This is a genomic window from Streptomyces sp. BBFR2, from assembly GCF_044497305.1.
Taxonomy (GTDB): Bacteria; Actinomycetota; Actinomycetes; order Streptomycetales; family Streptomycetaceae; genus Streptomyces.
Genome location: NZ_CP172415.1, coordinates 989,441 through 1,014,985 on the forward strand (window position 1 = coordinate 989,441; position 25,545 = coordinate 1,014,985).

At 71.6% G+C, this 25,545-nt stretch carries 1 protein-coding gene (running past one end of the window); it reads left to right on the forward strand.

All coding sequences use genetic code 11. From position 1 onward, the window contains the following. On the forward strand, nucleotides 1–25,545 hold the 5' end (the start) of the coding sequence (locus ACGH2B_RS03565; RefSeq protein WP_399083919.1) for a protein-glutamine glutaminase family protein. Its footprint extends 31,413 nt past the window's final position; the window shows 25,545 of its 56,958 coding nt (coding positions 1–25,545); it begins with the start codon at nucleotides 1–3; its stop codon lies off the right edge, out of view.

The window sequence follows — 25,545 nt, forward strand, 5'->3', positions numbered from 1 at the left end:
ATGTATGAGCCCGACCCGACCATTGCCGACGAGATCTACGTCCTCGGCAACGCATGGATCGATTTCGGCGACATGATGTGGGAGAAGATGCTCGCCATGGACTCCTCGGTCCAAGGCGTGCAGTGGACCGGCGACGCCCACGAGATAGCCGTCACCTGGGCCTGGGGCGCACTGCGGGAGGCCAAGTTCAAGCCCGCCGCCCAGCACGCCTGGGACGTCGGCAACGCGATCAACGCGTACGGCGACTTCATCAAGAACGTGCAGGCCAAGGAGTTGCACGCGGCGAAGATGCAGGCGATCAAGATGCTCTTGATCACCCTGCTCTCGGTCCTCGCCGTCGTGGCACTGGCAGTGCTGCTGCCGCTGAGCACGATCCTGGCCGCGCTCACCTCCGTACTGGAGGCCATGGGCGTCGTCATGGAGGGCATCGCGCTCGCCGCCACCTACGCCGGCGCCGTCGCGCTCGACGTCATCTTGAACATCGTGGTGCAGATCGGCGCCGACATGGCCGCCGAGGCCTTCGCCTCCGCCGTCACCCACACCGACATGCCGGACTTCGGCAGCAAGGAGTGGTGGAAGCACGAGGCCCTGAACATCGGTCTCGCGGGCGGGGGCGCTCTCCTCGGCCCCCTGGCGAAGGGCCTCGGCGCACTGCGGCGGGGAGTGGGCGATATGGCGCACGCTCCGAATCTGGCGCCGCCGAAGTTCGACCCGAAGATGGAGACGCCGCCGCTCGGGGGCGGCAGGGGGGCCTCCGGGTTCGACGCGCCGAAGGGCTCGTTCGCCCCGCCGTCGGGTATCGGCAACTTCGACCGCAACCTCGTCAACAAGCTGCCGGACGGACCGGGCGGCCTGCCGAACCGCAACATCAACCCCCCGAAGACGGACCCGTTCCGCCCCGGCGGGGAGGTGCCCCTGGCCAAGGGCCCGCTGAACCCCGACCCGCACGCGCCGGTGAACCCGACGCGCGAGGCCGGCGGGAACGTCGCGCCCCACAACGAGCTCGCGCCGCCGACCGGTGGCCGGCAGCAGGGCGCTCCGCCGCTCCAGGCGCGGCCCGACCTCGACGGCGCCGCCGCGCCGCACGCGAACCCGGTGGAGGGCGGCGGCGCGCACGTCCCGACGGGCAAGGGCACCACGTCCCCGGCGGGAGCGCCCCTCACCCACGAGCGGCCCGGCGGTACGGGGGCGCACCCCGAGCACCAGACCGGGCCGGGGAAGACGCCGCCGAAGGAGGAGACGCCCACCTCGTCGCGGAACAGGGACGAGGACGTCGAGGCGCCTCCCGTGACGAAGGTGTCCGAGCACGGCGCGGGGAACAACGTCGGCGCGCCGGGGAGCAGGACCGGCCAGAACGTGGGGCACGAAGGCCCGCGGAACAGCACGAAGCTGAACCTGGAACCCACACCGTCCGGCAACCCCGGCGGCGCACCGCACCCGTCGGCGGGCGACGCACCGCACCCGTCGGCCCGCGACACCCGCACCGGCGACCTCTCAGCGAACGCCAAGCCACAGGAGCTGAACGGCAACGCGGGCGCCAAGCCGCAGGATGCCGGCGGCAACCCGGGCACGAAGACCGCGGACCTCGGCGGCAACGCCAAGGCCCACGAGCCCAACGGCAACGTCAAGCCGCAGGACAGCAGCACATCCGGGACGAAGGACGCCAAGCTCGGCGCGGAGCCCGGAAAGCCGCAGCCCAACGAGGCGAAGGCCCCGGGGGACAAGACCCCGTCGACGCCGCACAACGAGCAGAAGACGCCGGGCGGGGAGAAGCCGGCCGGTGACCGCACCACCGGCAACCCGTCGAAGGAACTGCCGACCAAAAGCGAGCCCAACGCCACCACCAGGAACAACGCCCGCGCCGAGGGCGGGAACACACCGACCAAGGCGTCGGCGGAGCACCCGGAGAACACCTCGGTGTCCTCCAGCGACAAGAACCAGGCCCACGACGCCGCGGCCGACAGCACCCAATCCGGCGAGCACACCTCCGTCACGCGCTCCGCGGACGACGCCCTCCACCCCGCCCCCATCGAGGGCGCCGGTCCGCCCCACACGGGCAACGGCCACACCGCAGGAACCGCGAGCGGGTCCGGTCACACCGGTGCCGCCGCGCTGAAGGAGGCGGAAGCCGCCAAGGCAAAGGCGTGGGCCGCCGAGAGCGACAACCTGAAGAAGAACACCGCCGAGAAGCTGGACACCGCCGAGCGGGTCCAGAAGCTCACCTCGGACGCGCACTTCGCCGAGGGCGGCCGCAAGCTCCAGGACACGTTCACGGAGACCACCGGGAAGTCCAAGGCGCTCCGGTCGCTGGACGACGTCGAGCGGCAGAAGGTCTTCGACGACCTGGTGGGCGACGCCCGCACGAAGTTCGACGACCTCTTCGGACCGTTCCGGGAAGGGCGCGACGTCCGTCCTGAGGCCCTCGCCAAGGCCGAGCAGCAGTGGCAGAAGGAGCTGGACAAGCTCGGCGACACCATCCGCGGCCGGGCCCAGCTCCACAAGCTCCAGGTGAAGCTGGACGCCCGGATCGAGACGAAGGTCTCCGAGGCCACCAAGCAGTGGCGCGCCGCGGGTCACGAGGCAGGCGTCATCGAGCGGTCCGCCGCGGAGTACGAGAAGAGCCTCGGCCACGCCGTGGACGCCACCTACGGCGAGCTGAAGTCGAAGCCGCACTGGCAGGTCAGCGAGAAGGGCCGGCGGTTCGACCAGATGGCCGACCACCTGCGCAAGGGGCTGCCCGAACGGGTGGGCCGGGACATCGAGTTCAGCGGCAGGCTCGACAAGAGCCTGGACGTCTGGCAGGAATTCGGCTCCGGGCTGAGCGCGCAGGAGCGTGCCGCGCTGCACGACCGCTACGCGCACGGCGCCCAGCAGGCGTTCGACGACCTGGTGGACAAGGAGGCCGCCAAGCTGCTCGCCGCCAAGCAGCGTCTGCGGCCGTTCGCCCAGCTCTCCCGGTCGGAACAGCAGCTCGCCCACGACCTCGCGGTGAAGAAGTGGCCCCAGCGGGAGCAGGAGCTGATCCGGCGGCTGGACGCCGAACTCCAGGCGGGCCAGGACTTCCGCCGCTTCCTCGACGACCTGCCCTCCCGTCTGGACAAGGACCTGACGGACGGGCTCCGCGGCACCGGCAGCAGGGTGGAGCTGTCCGACAGCGTCCACGCCTCGCTGAAGCGCGACGCCGAGACGTTCCTGGACGACCTGCGGAACAAGCCGGTCGACGCCGGCGCCCGGGACATCGAGAAGTTCACCCAGGACGGGCTGGTGAAGCTCAACCGCAGCCTGGACGAGCGGTTCCGCTTCGAGAGCGGCATCCAGGAGCGGTGGAACAGCCACCAGCGCCCCGGCGGCGACCTCGGCCCGCACGGCGAGCAGGTGCGCGCCTGGCAGAACGACCTGCGCCACCACGCTCTCACCGACATCCGTAAGGATCTGGGCACCGACTACTCCCCCACCCACGTCGACGACGCGCTGACGAAGCTCGACAAGTCCTTCGCCGACATCGACAAGGCGGCACCTGACCTGCGGGCGGGCGCCGAGCGGCTGCCGGAGGCGACCGCCGGCGCGAAGGCCGCGTGGGACGAGCTGACCGCCGGACGCCCGGGGCTGCACGCGCCCGTCGCGGACCGTATGTGGTCGGAGTTCCACCACGACTGGATGTCCGGGCACGGCAAGATCTGGTCGGACAGCCGGATGGACGGTATCCACTGGCACGCCCCCGAGCGGGCCCCCGACGTCCCCTACGACGCCGCCCGCGCCGCGGAGCACCAGCAGGCCAAGAACCATCTCCTGGACCACTACGAGACCCTCGTCGACCTGGCCGGGACGCAGGAGCGGCAGCTGTCGCAGCTCGCCGACGACGTGGAGCACGCGGCCCGGGAGTGGCAGCCGCCGCACGAGCGGTTCGCCGGCGCGGCCCAGACCGCGGACCAGGCCGCCAAGACCGCCGGGGACGCGGCCACGGCGGCGCGGACCGCGGCCGCCGAGGCGAAGAACGCCGCCGAGGCTCTGGAACGGCTCGCCGGGAAGGGCGGCCGGGGCGACGCGCTGCCCCCGAAGTCCCTCACCGCCGAGGAGCGGGCCGCCGCGTCCCGCAGGGACACCCTCCCCGCCGCGGACGAGTTCGGCGAGACGCTGCACGGCGATGTCGCCAAGGTCAAGGAGACGCAGACCGCGACCCGCGGCGCCGAGGACGCCGCGACCGCGGCGCGGGACGCGGCCGCGCGTGCCAAGAGCGCCAAGGAGATGGCGCAGAAGGCCACGGAGCGGCTGCAGCAGAGCGGCAAGAACGCCGCGCCGTCGGCGGAGGCGCTGACCGCCGCGCGGGACGCCGCCGCGGAGGCGCGCGAGGCCGCCGCGGCGGCGGAGAAGGCCGCCACGCAGGCCGCGGACGCGGCCAGGGACGCGGGCTCGGCCGCCGCGAACGCCCGGCGCGCCGCCGCGGGCGCGGAGAACTCGGGAGCCCACCACCTGCGCGACCTGATCGGCCGCGACCGGGCGTACCGGCCGAGCGCCGACGACATCAAGGCGGTGGTGGACGACGTCGCCGCCGACCTCCGGCGCGAGTTCGACAAGCTCACCGAGCTGCCCGAGCCGGGCCTGGTGAAGAACGCCGACCGCGACGCGCTGCACAGCTCCTGGTCCCGGTACCACCAGAAGGTCATCGACGAACTGCCCGTCCGCTTCGACCAGCGCTACGCCGACGACCGGTACCCGGCCGCCGACAAGGCCGTCGACGAGGTACTGGCGACCCCGGAATTCCGCCGGGACCCGCTCCCCGACGACCTCGTCCGCTCGGTCAAGCACCGCTACGCCCAGGACCTGACCTCGGCCCGGAAGGCCGGGCCGGACGGCGACGCGGTCGGCTCCGCCCGTGAGCGGCTCGACTTCGCCCGGCGGGCGGAGCAGCAGGTCGACGACCTGATGAAGCGGTACGACATCGGCGGCGACACCGACCTCGCCGGCCGCGACGTCACCCGCGACGAGTGGCGGCGCACCACCCGCGAGGAGCTGCTGAACTCCTACCGCGACATGCGGGAGCTGCGCGCGACGGGCATGGACGCCGGTAAGGCGTCCGACCTCGCGCTGCACGGCGCCTCCCGAAGGCTCGGGGAGCACCTGCGGATCGAGAAGCTGCTGCCCGATCTGAAGAACGAACTGCGAGAAGCGGGTCTGCGGCACGACTCCGACTTCGCGGCCACCGACGCGGCCGTGACGAGCCTGGAGAAGGACCTCAAGGCCGCGGTGGACGACGCGTTCGACACCCTCCACGCCGGCGCCAAGACCGACCCGCACAGTGCCGAACTCGCGGCGACCCACGCCCGCAAGACCATGGCGACGCTGACGGGTGAGCGCGGGCTCGCCGGCCGGCTGCGCTACCACGAGGAGCTCGACGCCCAGCTACGGGACCTGCGCTCGCAGGCCGACCGCAAGGAACTGCTCCTCGACCCGGTGACCGTCGAGCGGGTCCACGACAAGCTCGCCGCGGAGCTGGAGAAGATCGCCGACACCCACCTGGGTGGCATGCGCACCGGCCGCGACCCGCTGACGGGCGGCGAGCGGGACCCGCGCTTCCAGCAGTGGCGCAAGGATTCCCGGACAGCCCTGGACCGTTTCGACGCCGAGGCGAAGCTGGACGAGAACCGGCAGTCCGCCACCCGGGAGGCCGGCGAGGTCTTCGAGGCGAAGTTCGGCGACGGTCTGATCCACCACGTCCCGGCGAACGGCAAGTGGTCCGGCGGCGACGGTGTGGCCTCCTCCTTCCGGCGCGACTGGGTCGCCCTGGACGATCACTTCCGCAACCCCGGCGCGAGCGACCTCCAGAAGTGGCTGGACGTCGAGAAGAACGGCGTCGACGACTTCCAGAAGGGCCTCGATCGGGCGCGGGCACAGCGGGAGCAGCCGCGCCCGGCGCCGGACCCGAAGGGGCAGCAGCCGAAGGAGAACGCGCCCGCCGGCACCCGCGACTCCGCGGACCTCACCACCGGCGAGGACGCCCCGCACGGCCCCGGCCGGGACCTGACCGGGGAGCGCGAGACCCCGGAGCCCGTCTCCCGGGACGACGCCCGTACGCAGGACGGTGCCGGAGCACAGCAGCAGGTCACCGAGGTCGAGCCGCAGGAGCGGCACACCGACAAGCCCACCCGCGAGCAGGACGTCCAGGAGCAGGCCGGCCAGGAGAGGTCCGCGCAGGGCCCCGGCCGCATCCGCGAGCAGCAGGTACCGGCGAACGCCCACGAGGCGGCGCAGCCCCGCACGGCCGGGGCGCAGGGCTCCGGGCACGCCCAGCAGCAGACGTTCGTCCCGGAGCACACCCGGCAGCCGGCGCCGGACCGGGCGGAGGAACTGCGCAAGCAGTCCTGGAACTACCTCGACTCCCACCTCGGCACCGACGGCCCGCACCGCGGGTTCGACGCCACCCGGCAGGCCGATCGCCTCCGTGAGGAGTTCAGCGGCCACTTCGCCCGCGGCGTCGAGGACGGACTGTCCGAGTCCGCCGCCGCCGACGCCGCCGCGCGCAAGGTCGGCCCCGCCTACCGGCAGGCCCGCGCCGAGTGGACGGAGCGGGCCGAGCTGCGGCAGGAGTTCCGCGCGGCACTCCGGCAGGGCCCCCTCACAGCCCGCACCGGCCTGGTCGACGGCCTGATGGTGGAGAACGACCTCAACCGTCACCAGCCGCACTGGGACGAGAAGGTCTGGACCTGGTACGACACCCAGCTCGCGCGGCTGGAGAACGAGTACATCGAGGCGCGCACCGCGCAGCCCGTGGACGGTCAGGCGCCGCGGACGGTGCAGGAGTGGGACCGCACGGTCCGCGCCGCCGCACAGCGGCTGACCACCGTCGCCGCCCCCATGGCCCACTTCGTCGCCCGCTTCACCGCGTACAGCAACTCCTACGACTTCGCGCCGCACTCCGAGTGGAGCGCGGAGACCGACCGCTGGTTCCGGGCCGAGCAGGATCTCTACCGCACGCAGGCGATCGAGGCCCTGGAGCGTGATCCGGGGACGCTGGCCGACGTCCAGAAGAAGTACGCGGAGCGGGTGGCGGTGCTGCGGCGCGGCGCCGAACTCCGCGAGCACCCGGAACTCCTCGACGGGGCGCCCGCCGCGTCCGTGCCGGTGCCCGCGCACGTCGAGTCCGGTGACTGGCGGACGGCCGTCATGCACGAGGCCGAGCACAAGCTCCGTACCGCGTACGAGAAGCTGCTCGCCCAGGAGAGCGCGGAAGCCGCACACCGGCAGCAGCTGCGCGAGAGCGTCGAGGAGTGGGCGCAGGACGGCGGCCACCCGCTGACGCCGCAGCAGGCGGAGGAGCTGGCCGACGAGGCGTCCCGTCTCCGTGAGGACGGCGCGAGCGCCGAGGAACTGCGGCAGTCCGCCCAGGACCGGATCGCCCTGGACACCGCGCGCACGGCCGCCCGTACGCGAGGCCGTGCCGCCTTCGACCGCGCCGTGCGGGCCTGGAGCCAGGCGCTGCGCGCCCCCGGTACCGTGCCCGCCGCGCACACCCTCGACCAGGAGCTGACCGCGCGGGTCGCGGCGGCGGAGTGGGAGCTGTTCGAGAAGCGGCTCGACGCCCACATCCGGGCGACGTTCGCCTCGCCCGCGGACGCTCAGGGCACCCGTCTGTCCATCAACGTACGGGCCGGCGTCCGGCAGTTGCGCGACCTCCTCGCCGACCTCCCCGACGCGCTGGACCTGCGGGCCCTGCGGGTGTCGGAACTCGCCCGCGCAGGGCGGGAGTTCGACGCGGCCGTTCTGTCGTTCACCGAGAACCCGACCGAGGAGCAGCAGGAGCTGCTCGCCTCGTTCGGGGCGCAGGGCACCGCTCTGTCGCAAGCCGGGCTCGACGCCCTGCGTGAGCGCCACCTTTCCGAGCTGGACTCGGCGTTCTCCCGGAACCTGCGGCCGGAGACCGTCGCGGCGGCACGCGGCGAGGACCCCGAGGCGCTGGCGCGCTGGCAGCAGGTGTACGAGGAGACGACGGCGGGGCTGCCTCAGCAACTGGCGCGGCAGGCGGCCCGGGAGGCCGTCCTGGCGCGGGTGCTCACGGACGTCACGGACACCGCTACGGCGCTGGGCGAGGAGTCGGAGGCCGCGCAGGCGTTCCTCCGTCACTTCCCCGCGCTGACGCCGCAGCGGGCGCTCGCCGCCGCCGTGGCGACGGTGCAGCACGCCACCGCCACCGCCGTCGACGCGGCGTTCGAGAAGGCCGTCACCGGCGGCGCGGACGCCCTCGCCAACTGGGAGAAGACGTATACCGAGCTGACCGGCGCAAAGGCGGTGCAGCCGCGGCTCGTGGCGGTCGCCGCCAAGGTGTCGGCGCTCGCCGGGGCCCGGACGGCGTTCGCGCAGGCGCTCACGGAGTGGCAGGCCCAGAACCCCGGGCGCGCTCTGTCGGACGAGGCGGCCGTACGTGCCGCGGACGGCTTCCGCGAGCGCGCGGCGGCCGACTTCGACGCGTCCTTCGCCGGGGCCCACTCCGGTCTCACGGAGCTGACCGGCGGTCTCGTGGACTGGCGGCTGCGGTTCGCGCAGCTGGAGGAGAGCCTTCCGGACCACCTCCGCTTCGAGGCGGAGGTGCCTGCCGCGGTGCGCGCCGCCGACGCGGCGTTCGACACCCTCGCCGACCGTCACCCGCTCGACGGGGACACCCCTGCCCTCCTCAAGGAGCGGTTCACCGATGCCCTGATGACCGCCTACCGCCAGGTGTGGGCGCCGCACGACCTCGCGTCGTCCTGGCAGCGCGACGACGCCGTTCAGACGGAGAGCGTGCAGGCCGACGTCCCCGTCGTGGACGGTTTCACGATGGACTCCTCGGCGTTCGGCAAGGACCTGAGCGCCGAGGAGTTGGACACCGCGTCCGACATGGCGCAGGAGACGGCTCTCCCGCACGCGGTGGCACCGGTGTCCGGCCTGGCACGGCCGCTGACCCGGTCCCAGGCCGCCCAGGAGGAGCTGGCGGCGGCCGTGGCCGCGGTGCGGCAGGCCCGGACGGAGCACGAAAACTCCGTTTCCCCCGAGGAGTTGGCGCAGGCGAAGCGGCGCTTCACCACGGCGCGGGCGGAGTGGCGGGCGGCGCTGACCGCCGAGGCGCTCACCGTGCTGCCGGCGCTCCGGAAGACGGCCGAGGAAGCCGCGGCGGAGCTGCGGCAGGCGGCCACGGCGCACGACGCGGCGCAGAGCGCCCTCGGGGCGGCCGACCGGGCACACGATCAGGCGCGGATCCTGCTGCGACGCGCATTCGGCGCCTACGTGACGCTGCTGGTCGCCGTGGAGAACGCGCGGACGGCGGACGGGGCCGCCGGTAGGCGGCAGCCGAAGCCGACCGCCACGGAGCTGGCGAAGGCGAAGGCACACCTGACGCAGGCGTGGACGGCCGAGCAGAAGACCGCGGCAGCGCTGTCGGAGGCCGAGCAGGAGGCGCAGCGAACCCACCAGGTGAAGGCCACGGCCGAGAAGAGGTCGACGGCGGCCCAGAAGCGGCTGGACACCGCGATGCGGCGCGCCGGACTGTCCCCGGCGCAGACGGACGCCCCGGCCACGGAGCTGGTGGACGCCTCGGCCGCTGTGGGCGTGTGGCTGCTCGAAACGCCGGTGGCGCAGTGGTCGGCTCTCCCGAAGACCGCCCAGGTGCCGCCCGCCGTGGTGGAAGGCGCGCTGGAGAACGCGGCGGACCATCTCGACGCCGAGCTCGGCACGGACGAGGCGTACGCGCAGGCACAGTTGGACCTGGAGGCGCGGCTTCGGGAATACGACGCGGTCACCAAGTCCGACGCGGCGGCCCGCAGTGGTGCGCGCCCCGTCGACCAGGACACCCTGAACGGCCTCGACAAGGCCCTCACCGAAGCACAGGCCCGGCTCGAGGCGGCCAGGGCCGTCCTGCGGGACGCCTGGATGCGCCGGGACCAGGCGGAGCGGGCGGCGTTCGCCCAGCTCACGCCCGCGAAGGAAATGCTGACGGTCAGCGGCATAACACCACAGGCCAAGGAACCGCGGACCACCAAACGGCCCACCACGGACTCCTTCATCAACTCCCTCAACACACTCCTGAACCGGCCGCGGAACAACGGGAGCAACCGAGCACAGAGCCTGCGCAATCTGATGGAGCGCTATCCCCGCCCCACTGACAGCCTCGCCCGCGGCCCCCTCGACCGCGAGTTCTACTACGAGACCGGCTCCACGATCCCCGCCGCCCTCGCCACCGCCGTGGAGAACGGCCTCACCCCGGCAGACGCCCTCATCGTTCTCGGCCACCTCTACGGACCGGCGGAACCGGGCGGGCGGTGGGACATCGACCTGAACCAGGTCATCTGGGGAACCCTGCCCTCGGGACAGCCTCAGGTCGCCGCGTTCGCCCTACGCCTCCGCTACCTCAGGCGCACCCCCCAGGCCCAGGACATGCTCCAGGGCCTGGACGGGGACCAGGCCAAGATCAAGGCCGTCGAGGACGCCTACAAGACGCTGACCGGACGCGACCTGCAGGACCACCTCGACACAGCCGACGTCGACATGGCCGCCCGCGACACAGCCGAGCAGAGTTTCATCAGCGACCTCAAAAAGCTCCTGGACGGGCCGGCGCTCGGCCAAGGACAGAACCTGAGCAATCTGGCGAAGCGCTATGCCCGCTCCGCTGACAGCCTCGACCGCGACGCCCTCGACCTCGCGTTCTACAACAAGTTCGGCTCCACGATCCCCACCGCCCTCGCCACTGCCGCCCCGGCAGGCGCCCTCGCCGTTCTCAACAGCCTCTACGGACCGGCAGAACCGGACGGCCGGTGGGACATCGACCTGAACCATGCCGTCGAGGGAATCCCACACGAGAATCAGCCGCAGACTCAGGTCTCCGCGTTCGCCCTGCGGCTCGATTTCCTCATGAACAATCCCCTCGTCCAGGACAACCCCCAGGCCCTGGACATGCTCTGGGGGCTGGGCGGGGACCAGGCCAAGATCCAGGCCGCCGAGAACGCCTACGAGAAGCTGACCGGACGCGACCTGCAGGACGACCTCGACATGGCCGCCCGCGACACAGCCGAGCAGAGTTTCATCAGCGACCTCAAAAAGCGCCTGGACGGGCCGGCGCACGGCCAAGGACAGAACCTGAGCAATCTGGCGAAGCGCTATGCCCGCTCCGCTGACAGCCTCGACCGCGACGCCCTCGACCTCGCGTTCTACAACAAGTTCGGCTCCACGATCCCCACCGCCCTCGCCACTGCCGCCCCGGCAGGCGCCCTCGCCGTTCTCAACAGCCTCTACGGACCGGCAGAACCGGACGGCCGGTGGGACATCGACCTGAACCATGCCGTCGAGGGAATCCCACACGAGAATCAGCCGCAGACTCAGGTCTCCGCGTTCGCCCTACGCCTCCGCTACCTCAGGCGCACCCCCCAGGCCCAGGACATGCTCCAGGGCCTGGACGGGGACCAGGCCAAGATCAAGGCCGTCGAGGACGCCTACAAGACGCTGACCGGACGCGACCTGCAGGACGCCCTCGACACAGCCGACGTCGACATGGCCGCCCGCGACACAGCCGAGCAGAGTTTCATCAGCGACCTCAAAAAGCTCCTGGACGGGCCGGCGCTCAACCGAGTACAGAACCTGAGCAATCTGGCGAAGCGCTATGCCCGCTCCGCTGGCAGCCTCGACCGCGACGCCCTCGACCTCGCGTTCTACAACAAGTTCGGCTCCACGATCCCCACCGCCCTCGCCACTGCCGCCCCGGCAGGCGCCCTCGCCGTTCTCAACAGCCTCTACGGACCGGCAGAACCGGGCGGCCGGTGGGACATCGACCTGAACCATGCCGTCGAGGGAATCCCGCTCCTGGAGCAGCCGCAGGTTGCCGCGTTCGCCCTACGCCTCCACCTCCACCTCCTCAAGCGCAAGGGCACCACCCTCGAGGACAGGGCAGTGGCCCAGGGCATGCTCCAGGGCCTGGACGGGGACCAGGACAAGATCAAGGCCGTCGAGGACGCCTACAAGACGCTGACCGGACGCGACCTGCAGGACGACCTCAACACGGACGGCGTCCCCCTCACCGTCGAGCAGCAGTTCATCAGCGACCTCAAAAAGTTCCTGGACAGGCCGTCGCGCGGCCAAGGAGTGAACCTGAGCAATCTGGCGAAGCGCTATGCCCGCTCCGCTGGCAGCCTCGACCGCGACGCCCTCGACCTCGCGTTCTACAACAAGTTCGGCTCCACGATCCCCACCGCCCTCGCCACTGCCGCCCCGGCAGGCGCCCTCGCCGTTCTCAACAGCCTCTACGGACCGGCAGAACCGGGCGGCCGGTGGGACATCGACCTGAACCATGCCGTCGAGGGAATCCCGCTCCTGGAGCAGCCGCAGGTTGCCGCGTTCGCCCTACGCCTCCACCTCCACCTCCTCAAGCGCAAGGGCACCACCCTCGAGGACAGGGCAGTGGCCCAGGGCATGCTCCAGGGCCTGGACGGGGACCAGGACAAGATCAAGGCCGTCGAGGACGCCTACAAGACGCTGACCGGACGCGACCTGCAGGACGACCTCAACACGGACGGCGTCCCCCTCACCGTCGAGCAGCAGTTCATCAGCGACCTCAAAAAGCTCCTGGACGGGCCGGCGCTCAACCGAGGACAGAACCTGAGCGTTCTGGCGAAGCGCTATGCCCGCTCCGCTGACAGCCTCGACCGCGACGCCCTCGACCTCGCGTTCTACAACAAGTTCGGCTCCACGATCCCCACCGCCCTCGCCACTGCCGCCCCGGCAGGCATCCTCGCCGTTCTCAACAGCCTCTACGGACCGGCAGAACCGGACGGCCGGTGGGACATCGACCTGAACCATGCCGTCGAGGGAATCCCACACGAGAATCAGCCGCAGACTCAAGTCGCCGCGTTCGCCCTACGCCTCCGCTACCTCAGGCGCACCCCCCAGGCCCAGGACATGCTCCAGGGCCTGGACGGGGACCAGGCCAAGATCAAGGCCGTCGAGGACGCCTACAAGACGCTGACCGGACGCGACCTGCAGGACGACCTCGACACAGCCGACGTCGACACAGCCGACGTCGACATGGCCGCCCGCGACACAGCCGAGCAGAGTTTCATCAGCGACCTCAAAAAGCGCCTGGACGGGCCGGCGCGCGGCCAAGGAAAGTACCTGAGCGCTCTGGCGAAGCGCTATGCCCGCTCCGCTGACAGCCTCGACCGCGACGCCCTCGACCTCGCGTTCTACAACAAGTTCGGCTCCACGATCCCCACCGCCCTCGCCACTGCCGCCCCGGCAGGCGCCCTCGCCGTTCTCAACAGCCTCTACGGACCGGCAGAACCGGACGGCCGGTGGGACATCGACCTGAACCATGCCGTCGAGGGAATCCCACACGAGAATCAGCCGCAGACTCAAGTCGCCGCGTTCGCCCTACGCCTCCGCTACCTCAGGCGCACCCCCCAGGCCCAGGACATGCTCCAGGGCCTGGACGGGGACCAGGCCAAGATCAAGGCCGTCGAGGACGCCTACAAGACGCTGACCGGACGCGACCTGCAGGACGCCCTCGACACAGCCGAGCAGAGTTTCATCAGCGACCTCAAAAAGCTCCTGGACGGGCCGGCGCGCAGCCAAGGACGGAACCTGAGCGCTCTGGCGAAGCGCTATGCCCGCTCCGCTGACAGCCTCGACCGCGACGCCCTCGACCTCGCGTTCTACAACAAGTTCGGCTCCACGATCCCCACCGCCCTCGCCACTGCCGCCCCGGCAGGCGCCCTCGCCGTTCTCGACAGCCTCTACGGACCGGCAGAACCGGGCGGCCGGTGGGACATCGACCTGCACCATGTCGTCGAGGGAATCCCGCTCCTGGAGCAGCCGCAGACTCAGGTCGCCGCGTTCGCCCTACGCCTCCGCTACCTCAGGCGCACCCCCCAGGCCCAGGACATGCTCCAGGGCCTGGACGGGGACCAGGACAAGATCAAGGCCGTCAAGGACGCCTACAAGACGCTGACCGGACACGACCTGCAGGACGCCCTCGACACAGCCGACGTCGACATGGCCGCCCTCGACGTGGTCGGCGCTGATACCCACATGGCGTCCGCCTCCCTCGCAGACGAGGAGTTCATCAGCAGCTTCACCCGTCTGCTGGACGCAGAGGACGTCGACGCGCAGGCTCTGCTCTCGCTGGCGGTCGGCTACCCCCGCCCCGCTGACAGCCTCGATCGCGATGCCCTGGACATGGCGTTCCATGCCCGGACCGGTTCCACGGTCTCCGCTGCTCTCGCCGCCGTTGTGCAGAGCCGCAAGCTCACCCCGGAAAACGCTCTCAGCGTTCTCGCAGACCTCTACGGACCAGCGGCACCGGACCACATGGCCGGTGTGCGCCCCTCCGAGGCTGTGCATCTTCAGCAGCAGATCACCGAGACGCTCAGCGACGGCACCCACGTGGTTGACGTCGCCACCGAGGCGTTCGTCGACAGCTTCGCCGGTTACTTGAACGCGCGGTACATAGAGGCAGAGGCGCTGCTCTCGCTGGTGGCCGGCCACCCCCGTCCCGCCGATAGTTTTGCCCGCGACGCCCTCGACCGCGCGTTCCACGGCAAGACCAGCGGCTCCACGATCCCTGCTGCTCTCGCCGCCGTTGTGCAGAGCCTCAAGCTTCCCTTCGCGGATGCCGTGAAGATCCTTGAGCACCTCTACGGACCGGCGGCGTCGGGCGGTCGGTGGGACATCGATCCGGACCATGTCACCGCGGGAATCCCGGAGCAGCCGCAGGTCGCCGCGTTCGCCCTGTGCCTCCATCTCCTCATCGCCAACCAGCGTCTCCTCCCGGCCCTGAACATGCTCCGGGGGCTGCGCGGGGACCAGGCCAAGATCCAGGCCGTCAAGGACGCCTACCAGAAGCTGACCAAGCGCGACCTGCAGAACGCCCTCGCCACGGCCGGCGGGCGCCACCCCGAGGCCGTGCACCTCCGGCCGCAGATCACCGAGGTGCTCAGCGCCGGCACCCACACGGCTGGCGTCGCCACCGAGGAGTTCGTCAGCAGCTTCGCCCGCCTCCTGCGAACAGGAAAAACCACTGAACGGCAGCTGAATGGGCTGATGGACGGCTATGGCCGCCCCGCCGACAGCCTCGCCCTCGACGCCCTCGACCGCGCGTTCCACGGCGAGACCAGCGGTTCCACGATCTCCGCTGCGCTCGCCACCGCGGTGAAGAACGACAACCTCACCCCGGCACACGCCCTCAAAGCCCTCGAGCGCTTCTACGGGCCGGCGGTGTCGGGTGGTCTGTGGGACATCGATCCGGACCATGTCGTCGAGGGAATCGAGCTCGAGGAGCAGCCACAGCCGCAGCCGCGGGTCGCCGCGTTCGCCCTGCGGCTCGATTTCCTCATGAACAATCCCCTCGTCCAGGACATCCCCCAGGCCCTGGACATGCTCTGGGGGCTGGGCGGGGACCAGGCCAAGATCCGGGCCGCCGAGAACGCCTACGAGAAGCTGACCGGACGCGGCCTGCAGGACGACCTCGACATGGCCGGCGTGCGCCATCCCGAGGCCGTGGGCCTCCGGTGGCAGGTCATCGAGGCAGTCAGCGCCGACACCCACATGGCGTCCCTCTCCACCGAACAAACACCGGCCTTCCCTCCGGAGCCCCCTGCCCCCCTCACTGACGACCAGTTCATCTCCGCCTTCAAAAATCATCTGCTCGCCGTACCCATCGACGCGCACGCTCTGCTCTCGCTGGTGACCGGCCGGCCCCGCCCCTCCGACAGCTTCGTCCGCGACGCCTTCGACCGCGAGTTCCACCGTCAGACCGGCTCCACGATCCCCGCCGGCCTCAGCTTCATCGTGCAGCAAGGTGCCCTCCACCGGGCGGACGCCCTGGTGATCCTTCAGCACCTGTACGGACCGGCGGTACCCGACGGTCTGTGGGACATCGATCTGCGCCATGTCGCCGAGGGGGTGAGGCTCCCGCGCCTGCCGCAGGTCGAGGCGTTCGCGCTGCTGCTCGACCTCCTCCTGACCGACCGCCTCTTCTTCCAGGCCCTGGCCATGATCCGGGGCCTGGACCGGAACCTGCGGAAGATCTGGTCCGTCGAGGACGCCTACGAGACGCTGATCCAGAGGGCTCTACGGGGCGACCTCAACGCCGCCGTGGACGCCGCCGCGGACACCGACACTCAGCACGTTCAGCTCCGGCAGGAGATCGCCACGGCGCTCGGCGACGTCACCCGCACGGCGCCCGTCTCCGAGGAGCAGGCGCGGCAGTGGTACGAGCAGTTGGCGACGCTGCAGTACCAGCATCCGGATCAGGGGCAAGGACTGCTCCCCGTGCCGCACCGGCACGTGGAGGACGGGTGCCACATCCGCGCCCACATGATCACGATGCGGCTCCAGCAGTGGAACACCCGCGTCCGCAAGGTCATCGCCGCCCGCTCCGACCCGAAGCTGGGGGTCCAGTCCGTGCACGCCGAGGGCGCCGCCGTACGGCTCGAAGCCCGGCCTGTGGAGTGGGGATACCACATCGCCGCGGCGGTCCCCGTCCAGGAGGCGAACGGCACGGAGACGCTGAGGGTGCTGGACCCCGCCCTGGAACTCGGACCGCTGACCGTCGACGCGTGGCTGAGGGCGATCGGGATCGACACACAGAACCCGCAGACCCCGCTGGAGCGGTTCAGCGGACCGCTCATCAATGTGTGCGCTGCGATCGGCGAGCACATCGACGAGCACAAGCACCGGTGGATCTGGCCCGACGACGGCAGCAACGAGGCGCGCCCGGCCGCCCGCCGCACCATCGTGGTGGAAACCGAGGCACACGCCTACCACTACGGGTCCATCCTGCAGGGCTACACGACGCAGTCCACGCTGCGGCAGGCGGACGAGTTCCACCGACAGGACGGTGTGGGCGAGCTCGAAGGCCACACGGCCCAGCACATCGAGCGCACCCGCCTGCACGAGGCCCGGCAGGGCGTGCAGCGCACCGGTAACAACGCGCCGTCAGCGGAGTGGGCCGAGAGGATCTACATCGACCTGACGGGGGACAAGCTGCTGCCCCGGATGAGCCCTCTGGCACGAAAGCTCCGCGAGATGCTCCCGCCCGAGCACCCCCTCGTCCGAAGTGACGGGTTGAGCGCCCTCTCCGGCGACGTCACCGAAGACGAATTCTCGGACACCGAGTCCATGGCCGACGCCGAGGTCTCCCACGTCCAGCCCGCTCCCGTCGCGGTCCCCCATTTCCAGCCCGCCCCCGGTGCCGAGGTCACCGACACCGACGACTCCGACACCGAGTCCTCCGACACCGAGTCCACCTCCGATTTCGACATGGAGGACTATGTCGACTTCGAACCGGACCAGTCGGCACCCCCTCAGAACCAGCAGCCCCCGCTCGCCCTGGCCCCCCACGCCTTCGATGCCGACATGAACGGCCTCGACCTCGACCTCGACTTCATCGACCCGATCCTCTCGGCGCCACTGAACCCCCCGACCGGCACCAGGTCCTCCAACTCCACCCCCAATGCCGACGTGATGAACGCCCTCGGCCTCGACCCCAACTTCTTCGACCTCACCCCGAGCCCCTCAGCTCCCCTGAACCAGCAATCCTCGCTCCCCCCGGCCGGCACCGGGTCCTCCGGCGCCAACCTCGATGCCGACATGAACGGCCTCGACCTCGACCTCGACTTCATCGACCCGATCCTCTCGGCGCCCCTCAACCCCCTGACCGGCACCGAGCCCTCCAACTCCACCCCCAATGCCGACGTGATGAACGCCCTCGGCCTCGACCCCAACTTCTTCGACCTCACCCCGAGCCCCTCAGCGTCCGGTGTCACCTGGCCCTGGGACCTCCCTTCCCCCCACCCCCAGCACGCGATCGCCCCGCCCCGCACGATCGGTGGCTGGCTGCGGAACGCCGGTGCGGGTGCGCGGGAGGCGGAACTGACCCGCCGGTTCGGCACTCTCATCGGTGCCGGAACGAAGGACGGCTACCACTTCGGGCACACGATGCTGGACCGGATCGAGCAGGTCCTCGGCTCCCTGCCGCGCCGCGATGTCGAGGAGAACCCGCAGCTCACGGCGGTCACCGGCAACGCGACCGGCACGATGGGCAGCGGCTACCGGTCCGACGACCGGACCCTCCGTCTCGGCCACCCGTTCACCATGCCGTCGTGGCTGGGCGTCGGGTCCGGCAAGGACGACACCGCGCTGCGCTGGGTGCGGGACCTCCTCACGGCCGGTGACCACCAGGAGCTGACCGGCACCGGTCTGCTCGCTCCCGCCGGGTCGCCGCGCGGCAACCTCGTCGAGTGGGTGCTGCGGCACGAGGTGGGCCGCTCCGTCGACGCCCGGACCGGGTGGTCCCAGGAGCACTCCCACAAGCCGGAGTTCGGCGGCTGGCGGACGTACACCGGTGAGGGGATCACCGAGGTCGCCACGGCCTTCCTCGCCCTCGCGGGCCTCACCGCCGCCACCTTCGCCCCGGTCGCCCCCGGTGCCCGGACCTTCGACGACCTCGTCGCGGAGGTGACGTCCCGGATCACGCCGGTGTCCCAGACCAAGGGCCCGGACGCGCGGCGGATCGCGCGGATCCCCGGGGAGCTGGCCGACGGCGACGCCGAGCGGTTCGCGCGGCTGACGGCCATGGTCACGCTGCTGCGGGACGCCATGGCGCAGCCGTGGACGCGGGACGGTGGCGGTGCGGACCTGCTGGAGCACGACGGGCGCGTCTTCCAGACGCACCCGGAGACCGGCGCGTGGATCAGTTACCTCGCGGCCGCCCGCGCGCACGCGGTCTCGCCCTACCAGTTCGCCGCGCCCGGCGCGTGGTTCGCGGAGGCGTACGCGGCGTACCACGCCCCGCAGGCGGCAGGCACGCTGCGGGAGCGGCTGCACCCGGATGCCCGGGAGTGGTTCCGTGGCGAGGCGGAGCTGCCGGAGCTGGAACTCGACAAGGGCGCTGAGGAGAGCGCCGCGGAGTCGGAGCTGGAGCTGACGACGTCGGACGGCGTCCAGGTCAAGGCGTCCGACATCGACAATCTCCTCATCGTCGCCCCCGGCTCCCTGCGGCCCGTCGGCCGGTCCTTCCACACCCCCGAGGACACCCGGGAGCGGCTGCTCAGCCACACCGATCTCGACCTGAACAAGCGGCACTTCGCGCACTTCGATCCGGAGCGGCAGGTCCACGCCGAGGACGGCACCGGGAAGCGGATCACCCGGCACACGGTGTCCGGGAGCGACCTCGACACCGTGCCGTGGCAGGCGGGCGACGAGCTGTACCTGGCGCTGCTGCACGGTGAGAAGGGCTGGCTGACCGTTCCGGTGAACGGCCACCCCGTCCGGATGTCGGGCGCGGAGTTCGGCCCGCAGCTGCGGCGGCGCGGCAGCGTCATCGCGCTGAAGGAGCGCGCCGGGAACAAGGCGTGGATTCTGCTGGCCGCTTGCGAGGCGGCCGCCACCGACGAGGCGGGCAACTCCGTCGCGCAGCAGATCGCGGACACCACCGGGATGAACGTCGTGGCGCCGACCACGAAGGTGGCCGCCACCCCGCACGTCAAGGAATTCAGCTTCCTCCTCTACCACGACGCCGAAGGCAACCGCGGCGAGTGGCGGACGTTCACCCCGCGGAACGCGGCGGCCGGGGCCCTCGTGCCGCCCGCCGTCATCGACGCGCCTCGGCCGGCACCGCTGTCCGAGCAGGCGCTGCCGCAGGACACCGACGAGAACACCGTGCCGTCCGACGCGTCCGTGCTCCCCGCGGAGCACGACGGAGCTGCCCCGGTGGCCGAGAACCTCACGGCCACCGCGCCCCGGCAGCCGCACTACGCCTGGCTGGGCGACCGGATGACGCGCAGCGCCCTGGCGCCGCTGCGCGACGCCGAGCTGACGGAGCTGTACGACTCGCTCCACCCTGCGGAACGGTTCGGCCCCGGCCGTTCCGTCTCCCGGCTCATCGCCCTGCGCAAGCTGGTCGAACTGGCCGCGCAGGAGTCCGGGCACACTCCGGAGCGCCTGACGCCCGAGGTGCTCGACGACCTCGTCCGGCAGGTCTTCCCCGGCACCACGGCTGACGAGGCGAGCCGGCTGCTGCTCGTCACCACGGCCCAGGGCGTCAAGCGGCAGTCCTTCACCGTGCCGGGCCTGCGGCAAGCCGGTACCCGGCACCGGGCGGCCCGCCTCATCGACATCGGCACACCGCAGGCACAGTCGCCGGCCGCACCGGGCCAGGAGTCGAGCACCTCGACGACCCGCCCGGTGCAGCCGTCGGACCTCCTCGGCCAGTGGCACACGGAGCGGTACGAGCAGGCCGCCATGCGGCGCGGCAGTGTGCCCTCGGCCGCCGTCTCGGCCATCACCACGCAACTGCGGGAAGCCGGCCCCGGCGCCGCCTCGCTGCTGCGCTTCAGCACCGCACGTACCCCGCTGCGTGCCGTCAACGTCGACGGCCGGGTGCTGTGGTCCGAAGCCGGCAGCTCGCTGTGGTCCGACACTCCCGCCATGCTGCCCGCCGTCGGTTCGGTCACCATCGACTCCATCGACGTCGACGGCCGCGGCCGGCTGCTGGTGCCACTGCCCGAACCGCTCGCCGAGGGCGCGGACCTCTTCCCCGAGCTGCTGACCGACCTCTCCGCGCTCCGCACCCTCAGCCCCGCGGCCATCTCATCGAACGGCGTCCTCCAGGACGCCCGCGACCTCCTGCCCGCGGCGAACGAGGCGGAGGAGGACGACGAGAGCGGCATCTTCGAGGACAGCTTCGAGTTCTCCGTGCCCGTCCCCGACTCCCTCCCGGTCAGGAAGATGTTCGAGATCACCTTCCCGGTGGTCGAGGAGGTCCTGCCCTACGAAGAGCTGCACGTGACCTTCCCGGAGGCCCTTGTGCCGCCGGTCGGGTTCGGCGTGGAGCGGGCCGCCGGGCAGCCGGCGCAGTTCCCGCTCGGTCTGTTCGGCTCCGTCGTCGCCTTCGGCGACATCCGGTTCGACGGCACCGTCCTGCCCGGCGGCGCGGTCTCCGGCGTCCTCGGTGACCTGGTCGCCTCGCTGCTGCCGGCCGCGGACGTGATCGGCCCGGAGCTGCACGGCCGTCTGACGTCCTCGGTCCGCGCCCAACTCGGCGCGCATTTGGACCGGTTGGGTGCGAACAACCTCTCCCGCCGTCTCGTCGACGGCGGACTGAAGCTCACCGTGTCCGGCGGTTCCCCCCGCGCCGAACACACCGTCCGCGTCCGGCTGACCGGTATCCAGCGCAACCGCGCCACCCACACGCCCTCGCCCTACGCGCCGTACGGCGAGAAGCTGATCGGCCCGCAGGAGGCGACCACCAACCGCTCGACGGGCAGTTCGGAGAGCGCCGGTTCCTCCATCGGCCTGAGCGCCGCCGTCAAGGTGCCGCTGGCGCCGGGCAACGTCCCCTTCACCCCCAAGGTGAGCGTCGGCCTGTCGTCGTCCCGCTCGTACGACCAGAGCCGGAGCACCAACGCGTACACCAACCCGTCGCTGGGCTACAGCGGCGAGCTGGCGCACTTCACCTTCGACGGGGTCCGGCTGGAGGTCAGCACGTCGGGTCCTGGGGTGCCGGTGCTGGAGCAGGTGCCCGCGGCGGAGGGCGAGCTCCTCGTCGCCTTCCCCGTCGAGCTGGTGGAGCCGGCCACGCAGGGCACCGTCACGCCGTGGCACGCCACCCTGCCCGTCGGCGCGCCCGACGCGCTGCGCCGCCGTTTCACTCAGGAGATGCTGCGGTTCTTCTCCGTCGGGCAGCACATCGGCGGCCTCGAGCGTCTGCGCGATCAGCTCATCGACGCCTACCCGACCGACGCCCGGCCCGGCAGCCCGCTCCACGAGTACCTGCACAACCGGCTCGGCGAGCTGAGCATCCTCAACGACCTCCCCCGCATCCTGGACGGCGGGATGACCCTGCCGCCGGTGCCGCTCAGCGACGGTAAGACGCTGCAGGGCGAGCTCTCGGGGCAGGTGACCGGCGTCGAGCGGATCGGCGACGCGAGCGCCCTGCCGACCGTCCTCAACCTGCGCTGGCTGGAGCTGCAGGGCGCCTCCGCCACCACCGGCGGCGGCTTCTCCTTCACCCTCGGCGGGACCACCGGTCCGGACAGCTCCCCGCTCACCTTCCAGTTCCCGGTGACGCTCGACGCCGGCACCTCCACGTCGTTCAGCTCCGCGGGCGACACCGGTGGCGGGCGCTGGCACAGTGCCCGCTTCAACGGCAGGAGTGTGCCGTTCCTGCTGACCGTCCGGCTGGAGGCCGGGGTGCGGTCGCTCGGTGACGCCTTCGGCCGGGAGTTCGGCGAATCCGTCGCGGTCGCCGTCCGGGTGCCAGAGGAGCTGGCCGACGCCTTCCAGGACGCGCTGCACCGCATCGTGGCGGACGAGAGCCAGGGCCTCCTGCCCTCCGTCCCGCAACCTCTCGCCCACACCCCGCAGCAGGACGCCCCGGAGGCGGCGATCCCGCACGAGCTGACGCAGCCGACGGGCAGTTCGGGCCTGTACGGCCCGGTCGGGCTGTCCAACCTGTGGCGCGGTTCCGGCAACGGGACCGGGCATCACACGGACGTCCGGAACGAACTGCGCGAGCAGCTCATGCACGCGCGGAAGTCCCTCGGCGCACCGGAGTGGACGCCGGCGGAACTGCTCGCCCTGAACACGTTCCTGGACACCCACTTCCACACGCAGTCGCTGAGTGCCCGCTTCACCGAGCTGTTCGGCGACCGGGACGCGACGGTTGCCCCCGACGATCAGGGGCTGCGCCGTACCTTCGTCCGGCCGCTGGCCGACGGGGAGACCGAGACGGTCCACTTCCAGGTACGTGCCGTGCGGGTGCCTGTCGCCCCCGGGCAGGGCATCGCACCGCTGTCCGCCGTCCATCTGCCGAACGCCGGGTTCGACCTGTGGCCCAGTGCCATGCGGGACTTCGCCAACTCCCAGTCGCACAGCTCCAAGCTGGCCCTGGGCGTGGGCGTGGCGAGCGGCTGGGGCACCCACGCCGGCCACGGCAGCGACCTCACGCTCTTCTCGCGCGGCCTCACCTCCAAGCAGGGCCTGACGTCCTACGCGTATCTGCTCTCGGGACTCAACTACGCGGGTCCCGCACACCAGTTGACGTACAAGGTGCGGCTGGTCACGTCCGTGACGGTGGAGAAGGTCCCGGCATCCGGTCTGACCGGCGCGGTGAACCGTCTGGTGCGCGCGGTGCGCCCGGCGGGATCCCGTGGCACGGCGCAGCCCCGCCATGCCACCGCCCGGCCGCGGGTGATCGAGGCCGAGGCGCGCTGGCTGGTCCCGGTGGCCACACCTGCACCGCAGGTGCCCACCGTCCAGGCTCCGGCGACCGAGGGCCCCGTCACCCTCACCCAGCACGACCGGGTGCTCGGCGTCTCCGGCACCGCCCGGCTGCGCGAGCGCGCCCTGGAGCTGCTGACCGCGCACGGCGTCCCGCTCCACCAGGCGCGGGCCCATCTGGAGACGGCCCTCACCCACGACCAGTTGGTCGCGGCGCTGCACACCGGCGCCGGTTCGGCGACCACCCAGGTGATCCTGGGCGGAGCCCTCACCGATCGCCGGGTCCGGCTGCTCCTCCGCGCGGAGATCACCGACGTGGTGGACGCCGAGGAGACGGTCACGCTGTCGACGATGGACCTCGCGGAGTACTCCGCGGGCTTCTCCGACGTCCGCAGCGTCACCACCAACCACCTCAACCACGCCCACTCCGCCACCTTCACCGGTGGTACGGGCACCAGCACGGGCGGGCTCGGGTTCGGGCGGTCCTCCTCGCCGGGCAAGGGCCACAGCCTCGCGGAGGTCACCAACGTCTGCCCGGGCAGCTTCGTGGCCCGCGGCGCGCTGCCGCACCGCTCCCGCACGGGGCGTGTGGTGTGGCATCTGACGGTCCAGACCAAGAACACCAACGTGATCGGCGACTGGTCGCCGACCCAGACGCCGGACACGGTGGACATCGCCCAGGGCATCACCTTCCTCACCCCGCAGTGGCCGGCCACCGACCCCGCCGAGGAGCGGACGGTACCGGAGACCCTGCCGGTCACCGCGCTGCCGCCGGCGTCGGTCAGCGAACGTTTCCTGCCTGCCGCCTCCGAGGACAACCTGACGGTGGCCGAGGAGAACGGGGATGACCTGGAGAGCCCCGCCACCCTCACCGAGTCGGTCATGGCGGAGGTCGGGACGCTCCTGACCACCCACGCCAAGGCCGCCCTGGACTCCCAGTGGACGCCGCAGACACCGGGCACGGCGCTGCCCGGCACCCTGGACACCGTCCTCACCCCGCGTACCCTGCACGCGATGGCCGACGCCATGGCGGGAGCCGGGATGGTGCTGCACACCACCGTCCCCGGAGCCGGCCACACCACCCATCTCCAGCTGGTGTTCCGCCTCCACCGCGACCCCGCCGGACGGGGCGCCCACTTCACCCACCGCCTCACACCCGGCACCGTCAGCCGCTACACCCAGTGGAACACCCGCCAGGAACTCGGCAGGAGCCGCGGCACAGGGACGGGATACTCACTCACCCCGATGTTCTCTGGCGGCTCGGCATCGCTGAGCCACTCGGCGGGCACCTCGCAGAGCCTCAGCACGAGCGTGCTGACCCGCCGCCACGACGGGTACACCGTCTCCGGCACGCTGGCCACCTTCCGGCTGGACGGTGTGCTGGAGATCAGCCTCCGCCGGTCGGTGGTACCGGCCCGAGGCGTCAACACCCTCAGCCTCGACCTGGCCCGCCAGAGCGCCCGCCTCCTCCAGGCGATGAGCCGGGGGCCCGTCCCCGCCAGGCGGGTCCAGCTGCGCGAGGAGATCACCGTCCCGGTGAACCAGTTGCCGGACAGCGTTCCGGCCGCGCGGGCGCTGCCCACCGTCACCCGGCTGATCGCCCCGAATCCCGACACCGCGCTGGCGCGCGCCGGCCGGTATGCCATCAGCGCGAACGAGCTGTCCCGCAAGTCCGTGAGCGTGGTCTTCAACCCGACCGCGGTACGGCAGCTGTTCGACCAGGTGACGGCGGCGCTGCGGAGCTACGGCGCGGAGCTGGGCGAGCTGGTCCGCGCCGGGCAGTTCTCGCAGGACGGCCTGCACCGCTACTTCGACCCGCACGTCCTGGCCCGCCATGTGCTGCTCCACGGTCTCACCGGCACCCCGGCGACCGTCGGCCCGGCGCTGCGCAGCCTGGGCGGTCCCCTGACCGACACCACCGGTGTGCTCGGCATCGCGGTGCTCCCCGCCGCGCAGGGCCGCTCCCTCGGCTGGCGTCCGGGGACCTCCGAGCGCAGCGACTACGGCTCCCAGAACAACGGGATGTCCATCGGCACCAGCCAGGGGCAGAGCCTCTCGGCCGGCTGGGGCCAGGGCGTCCCGCTGGGCGAGAACGAAGAGGCGCCGGTCGCCACGGTGAGCGGCGCGCTGACGTTCGGCCGCTCCGTCGGCCGCTCCGTCAACAGCTCCGGCTGGGCGATGAGCCGCGTCGACGGCACGGCGCAGACCACGCTCTGGCACACCCATGACTTCGCGGACGCCTACGTCAAGGTGACGGTGCGCGGCGCCAACGAGCGCGGCGCGCTCCGCTACGGCGGCGAAAGCCTCAGCGTC